A 5,706-nucleotide genomic window follows, 5' to 3' on the forward strand; every position below is an offset into this window, starting at 1 on the left:
GGGCTGTCACATGCCGACGGGGGCGGGGTGCACATAGGCCGGGCCCCATAGAGACACTTTCCGGGGCATTCGCACCGCCTGCGTGGCGCGCACCGATGCCGTCTGGACGATTGCGCCGGCGTGGCCGGGCAAGACTTGCGTGCGGGTGCGGGTCGAATGCAGACGCGCTCCGGCCGCGCCGGTGCGCGGTCGCACGCATCGCGACGCGCGCTTGCCCGAAGCGGATCGGTCAGGCTGAGGCCAGCTGCCTTTCCAGCACGCGCTGCGGCGAGCGCTCTGGGTTCTCCATGGCCGAGACCGGCAGCAAATAGGTTTGTTCCAGCATGAACTGGCCTGTCATCGCCGCATGCGGCGTTTGGTCGGAAAAGCAGATCCAGGTACTGCCGGGAGGGAAATCAATGCTTTCTTGCGGACCGTTGCGCTGGTAGTCGGCGTCGGCCTTCATGCGGTCGTGCAGCTGCAGCATGATGTGATCGTAGGCGCTGCGCCGGCTCTTGGTGACGTGCAGCTTGTGCAGTAGCCAGGCCACGCCGGGACGATAGGGCGGGATCTGCGGCAGGTAGCGCGCGGACAACGTCTCGAAGGACTCGCCCACGCGCCAGCGGCGCGCATCGCCATGCGGATTGATGTTGTTGAAGACGCGCAGGATGCGCTGCTGGCCCACGGGGCGCGAAGGGAACGCGTCGACGTGCAGCCGCGAGTCGTCCTTGCGCCAGGACATCTTCCACGTGCCGATGCGGTGCAGCCGCAAGCTGGTGGTCGGCGCGTGCAGGTGGGCGGCGTAGTGAGGCAAGAGACGATCCAGGAAGCGACGCGTGGTTTCGTAGTAGCGCCGGACCAGCGCGCCTATGGCGTCGCGCCGCTCGTCCTCCACGGCGACGCCGGTCAGCTTGCCGGTGACGGCGTTGAGGCTGATGTTCTTGCGCTTGGGATCGACCAGGCTGGGGTCGAGCAAGGCGGTTTCCGCATCCGTCAGCTCGAAGCGCAGTCGCGGAAAATACAGCACCTTGCCTTCTTCCAGCTCCGCTGCCGGCGAGGGGGCGGCGTCCATCCCGGGCGCGGCGTCCCAGGAGGCGTGGTCGATGACGATGATTCGGGAAGATGCGGCCATGGTGCGATTGTTCAACCGGCCAGCGCCTTTTCGATCTCGGCGTGGAACTCGGCCACGTCGGGTTCGCCCAGGTATCGCTTGATGATGCGGCCTTGTTTGTCGATCAGGAAGGAGGTGGGCGTGAGCTTGACGTCGTCGAAGCTGCGGGCGATTTCCCCCATGGGGTCGAGCGCAACCTTGAACGGCAGTTGGCGGCTTTGCGCAAAATTGAGCACGTAGTTCGGCGGGTCGTAGCTCATGGCCACGGCGATCATCTCATAGCCCCGGGGTGCGTACTTCTTGTACGTTTCGACCATCATTGGCATTTCCTTGACGCAGGTCGTGCAACTGGTCGCCCAGAAGTTGACGAGCACGACCTTGCCGCGCAGGCTTTCAGCCGGGATCTTCTCGCCCTCGATGGAAGTGAACGTGGTGTCGGGCATCTTGGCGGCCGGCGCCAGCGCCAGCCAGGCGCCGGCTGCAGCCAGCAGCACGGCCGCGAAGATTGCGGCGAGCTTGGCGGCACCGCGTTGGCGCGCGGCTGTGTTGATACGGGCTGAAGTAGGCATATCCGTCTGTCCTCCACGCAGGGCGGCTGCGCGGCCGGCAAAGCGTCGCGGCCGCCCCATCCAACATCATTATAGGTGCGGCGTGCGCGGCGCCCTGCGGCGGTTCGCGCTTAGCGCCCGCCCGCTCCGTCTTCCTCTTCGGCCTTCACCTTGGCGAGGTTTTGCAGTTCCTCTTCCGTGATGTAGTCGAACACCTTGACGACCTTCTTCACGCCGCTCACGCCGGCGGCAATCTCGGCGCCGCGCTTGCCTTCCCGCTCGGTCACGCGTCCCATCAGGTAGGCGACGCCGTTCTCTACGACGATGCGGAAGGAATTGGCGAACAGGTCTTTGGCGTCGACCAGCGAGGCCTTGATCTTGCCTTCGATGAAGAGATCGTTCGAGCGGGTGGCCAGGGAGGTCGGCATGCCAATCTGCAGCTCGTTCACGATGGCGCGCACGTTCTCCACGCCTCGCACTTGCTCTTCGGCGTCGCGTTTGGCAGCCTCGTCCGGGACTTCGCCGGTCAGCAGCACCTTGCGGTTATAGGAGTTGACGTTGATATGGCCCTTCTCGCCGTAGCGGCCCGAGAGGCGATTGGCGGCCTTGAGCTCGATGTTCTTGTCTTCGACCTGGATGCCGACGGTGCGGCGGTCGGTCGCGGCCATGGTGCCGACGTAGGCGCTTCCCAATACCACGGGTGCGCAGGCCGACACGGCCCATGCGGAAGTTGCCACCATGGCCGCCAGCATCAGCGGGCGGAGCGAAATGGCCGGTTTGCGAAACATCAGAGATCTCCCAGCAGTTGAGCGTCGATGCCGTCGCACATGGCGTGCAGCAGCAGGATGTGGACTTCTTGTATGCGCAACGTGCGGTCGTGCGGCACGCAAAGGTGTACGTCGTCTTCGGTGAGCCTCTGGCCGATCCTCCCGCCCCCCTTGCCGGTCAGGGCGATGACGCGCATTTCGCGCGAATGGGCCGCTTCGATGGCTTCGATGACGTTGGCCGAGTTGCCGCTGGTGGAAATGGCCACGAGCACGTCGCCGGGTTGGCCGAGCGCATTGACTTGTTGGGAAAACACGCGGTCGTAGCCGAAATCGTTGCCGACAGCGGTGAGGATGGAGCTGTCGGTGTTGAGGGCGATGGCGGCCAAAGGCAGGCGGTCGCGTTCGAAGCGGCCGACCAATTCGGCGGCGAAGTGCTGGGCGTCGGCAGCGGAGCCTCCATTGCCGCAAGCCAGGATCTTGCCGTTGTTGGTCAGGCAGAACACCAGTGCGTCCACGGCGGCGGCGGTGGGGGCGGACAGGGTGTCCTGGCAGTGTTCGAACAGGGCGACGGCGTCGCGGAAATGGGCAGAAATGCGGGCGATCAGGTCCATGAAGGAATTATCTCATGCGGGGAAGCGGCCGGTGTGCACGGCAGGCCGGCAAGTGTGACCACTGTAACCGGCCGCAACGTGCCGCCGTTGCCGGCGACCCGGGTTCGAGCAGCCGGGCCGCGTTTGGTTCCCCTCGGCCGTGGAGAGGCACGTCCCCGCTCGTGGGCCTGTCCCGAGTCGTCGGATTCATCCCCCGGCAGGATGCCCTGCCTCGAAGGCGTGCCGGATCCACCGAGGCGGCCGTTCGGCGTCGAAGGCAAGCACGTCGAAGCGGCAGGGCGGCAGCGGCCCCCTCCAACGGGTATGGAGGAAGCAACGTGCCGCGCGCTCCAGGCGCAGTCGTTTGGCGGGGCCCACGGTGGCGGCTGCGTCGCCGTAGCGGTCGACGGCGCGCGCCCGGACCTCGACGAAGACCAGTACCGGGCCATGCCACATGATCAGGTCGATTTCTCCCGCCCGGCACGTGAAGTTGCGCGCGACCGGTTGCAGGCCCGCCGCCGTCAGGTAGTCCAGGGCGCGCCGTTCGGCGCGGTCGCCCGCCTGTTGAGAGGGCGACCGGCGAGGTGCCTCGTCTTGGCCGCGTCGGCCGCCGTGCCGTTTGCCTCGTCGGCGGCGCAGCGCCTGTCGTTGCGCCGCGTGTGCCCGGGCAAAGGCCGAGTCGATGGGGGGCATGGCCTCGCCGTCCGGGCGTGGCGTGCGCTCGGACGTCATGCCTGTCCTCGCGTTATGCTCGGGGCATGGAACATGAATTCGACCCAAGCAGGCCCCACGCCGGCGCCTGGGCCAGGCTCGCCGAAAAGGTAGAGGCGCAGGATTGGCCAGCATCCGCCCTCTATGTGGTGGCCACGCCCATTGGCAACCTCGGCGACCTGAGCCTGAGGGCCCAAATTTGCTTGCGTAGGGCCGACGTGGTGGCGGCCGAGGATACCCGCACGTCGCGCGCGCTGCTGGAGGCCTGGGGCATCGACACGCCGCTCATGTCGGCGCATCGTCACAACGAAGCCCAGGCAGCGCAGGCCATACTCGGCCGCCTGTCTGCCGGGGAGCGCGTCGCGCTGGTTTCCGATGCCGGTGCGCCGGGCGTGAGCGATCCGGGAGCGCGCATCGTGCGCGAGGTTGCGGCGGCGGGGTACCGGGTAGTACCCGTGCCCGGCGCGAGCGCGGTCATTGCCGCCTTGATGGCCAGCGGCGCGACCTCGGACGAGAACCCGGCTTTCGTTTTCGCGGGATTTCCGCCGCCCAAATCGGCAGCGCGGCAGCGGTGGCTGGCACAGTGGTGCGCATTGCCGGCGCCGGTTGCCATGTATGAGGCGCCCCATCGCCTGGCCGCGACGCTGGGGGACTTGCTGGCGGTTTGCGGACCGGGGCGCGAGGTGACCCTGGCGCGCGAACTGACCAAACGATTCGAGGAAATCGCCACCTTGCCGCTCGGCGAGGCGCCGGCCTGGCTCGCGGCCCATCCGCAGCGGGCACAGGGCGAGTTCGTCCTGATCGTGCGGGAGGCGCCGCCGTCGGACGCCGCGCAGTTCGACGCACGGACGGATGAGGTGCTGGAGGCGTTGCTGGAGGTCCTGAGCGTGCGCGACAGTGCCAAGGTCGCAGCGCGCATCACCGGCGCGCCGCGCGACGCTCTGTATGCGCGGGCGTTGCAGCTCAAGGGGAAAGACGTTTAGGGCGGATTCTCCGGCAGGCATGGGGGGCGCGATGAAGGCTCTGGCGCAAGCATGCCGCGCTTGCGCCTCGTCGGATAGCCCCTCACCGGGGCAGGATTGTCCTGGCCTTGGCCGCGCGGGCGCGCCGGCCCGCGCCGCGAGCGGTCAGCGCGTCACGATGAGAGGCACGATGTCGAGGCGGGCCTGTAGCCGCTGCGCCGCCGCCTGCGCACTTTCACGCGAAGGATAGGGGCCGATGTGGACGCGGTGCAGGTTGTCGGCATTGACGATGCGTAGCGGCTCGGTCCAGTCCGGAAGTTGCGCCTTGAGGCGGGCCAATAGGGCTTGGGCATTGCTGGGACCGCTGAAGGCGCCGAGCTGCAGGAAAACGCCCGATTGCGCCGGGGAGGAGACGGTCGCCGTGGCCGGGTCGAGTGCCGAAGGTGCCGGGGCCGGCGGCAGTTCCTGCACCTGGGTGATCGGCGCCGGGGCCGCGACCGGCATGGCCTGGACCGCGCCCCCGCTGCTCGATGCCGCGGCGTCGGGTGCCGCGGCCAACATCGTGCCATGGCTGCGCTCCGCGCGGATGCGCGCGATTTCATCCGGCAGCAGGAGCTCGACTTCCACTTCACCGCTACCCGCTTCGAGCAGGCCCAGCTTGTACGCAGCCGTGTAGGAAAGATCGATGATGCGGTTGTCGTGGAACGGCCCCCTGTCGTTGATCCGCACGATCACGGACTTGCCGGTCGCGACCCGCGTGACGCGGGCGTAGCTTGGGATGGGCAGCGTCGTGTGCGCCGCCGTCATCGCATACATGTCATAGATTTCGCCATTCGACGTGCGTGCGCCGTGGAACTTGCGTCCGTACCACGAGGCGATGCCGCGTACCTTGTATGGCTGCAGGGATGTCGCGGGCACGTAGCGCTTGCCGAAGATGACATAAGGACGGTTCGGGCCACTGGCCAGCGGTTCGACCGCCGGAAGCGGGTCCGGGACTTGGTCCAGGTTGGCGGGCGGGCTATCGGGCGGGCCGTCGTC

The 5,706-nt window shown here is 67.5% G+C and carries 7 protein-coding genes; 1 reads left to right on the forward strand and 6 read right to left on the reverse strand.

All coding sequences use genetic code 11. The features are described 5' to 3' along the window. Positions 1-229 precede the first annotated feature (229 nt). The 5 genes from IRZ12_RS15070 to IRZ12_RS15090 form a co-directional block, all read right to left on the reverse strand. The gene (locus IRZ12_RS15070; protein ID WP_363322274.1) at positions 230-1,051 is read right to left on the reverse strand and encodes a Kdo hydroxylase family protein; all 822 of its coding nucleotides are present in this window, start codon (positions 1,049-1,051) and stop codon (positions 230-232) included. Between the two features lie 71 nt (positions 1,052-1,122). Beyond that, positions 1,123-1,659, reverse strand: coding sequence for a TlpA disulfide reductase family protein (locus IRZ12_RS15075; RefSeq protein WP_296470059.1), 537 nt, complete (start codon positions 1,657-1,659; stop codon positions 1,123-1,125). 110 nt (positions 1,660-1,769) lie between these two features. Next, positions 1,770-2,426 carry a BON domain-containing protein gene (locus IRZ12_RS15080; protein WP_296470062.1) on the reverse strand — a complete coding sequence of 219 codons (657 nt, stop codon included), beginning with the start codon at positions 2,424-2,426 and terminating at the stop codon, positions 1,770-1,772. Beyond that, positions 2,426-3,016 carry a phosphoheptose isomerase gene (locus tag IRZ12_RS15085; RefSeq protein WP_296470065.1) on the reverse strand — a complete coding sequence of 197 codons (591 nt, stop codon included), beginning with the start codon at positions 3,014-3,016 and terminating at the stop codon, positions 2,426-2,428. The genes IRZ12_RS15080 and IRZ12_RS15085 overlap by 1 nt, the downstream gene beginning before the upstream one ends. 186 nt (positions 3,017-3,202) lie before the next feature. Further along, entirely contained in the window at positions 3,203-3,727 is a 525-nt protein-coding gene (locus IRZ12_RS15090) for a YraN family protein (protein WP_296470068.1), read from the reverse strand. A 26-nt stretch (positions 3,728-3,753) separates the two neighbouring features. Here IRZ12_RS15090 and rsmI point away from each other — a divergent pair, with 26 nt between their 5' ends. Beyond that, positions 3,754-4,689: a 16S rRNA (cytidine(1402)-2'-O)-methyltransferase gene (gene rsmI, locus IRZ12_RS15095; protein WP_296470071.1), complete on the forward strand. Its 936-nt coding sequence runs from the start codon at positions 3,754-3,756 to the stop codon at positions 4,687-4,689. Positions 4,690-4,833: 144 nt separating this feature from the next. On the opposite strand, the gene IRZ12_RS15100 is transcribed toward rsmI, so the two are convergent. Beyond that, positions 4,834-5,706 (reverse strand): septal ring lytic transglycosylase RlpA family protein (locus tag IRZ12_RS15100; RefSeq protein WP_296470074.1); only part of this gene is annotated, 873 nt, incomplete at its 5' end.

It is taken from the genome of Pigmentiphaga sp. (assembly GCF_019689535.1).
Classification (GTDB): domain Bacteria; phylum Pseudomonadota; class Gammaproteobacteria; order Burkholderiales; family Burkholderiaceae_B; genus Pigmentiphaga.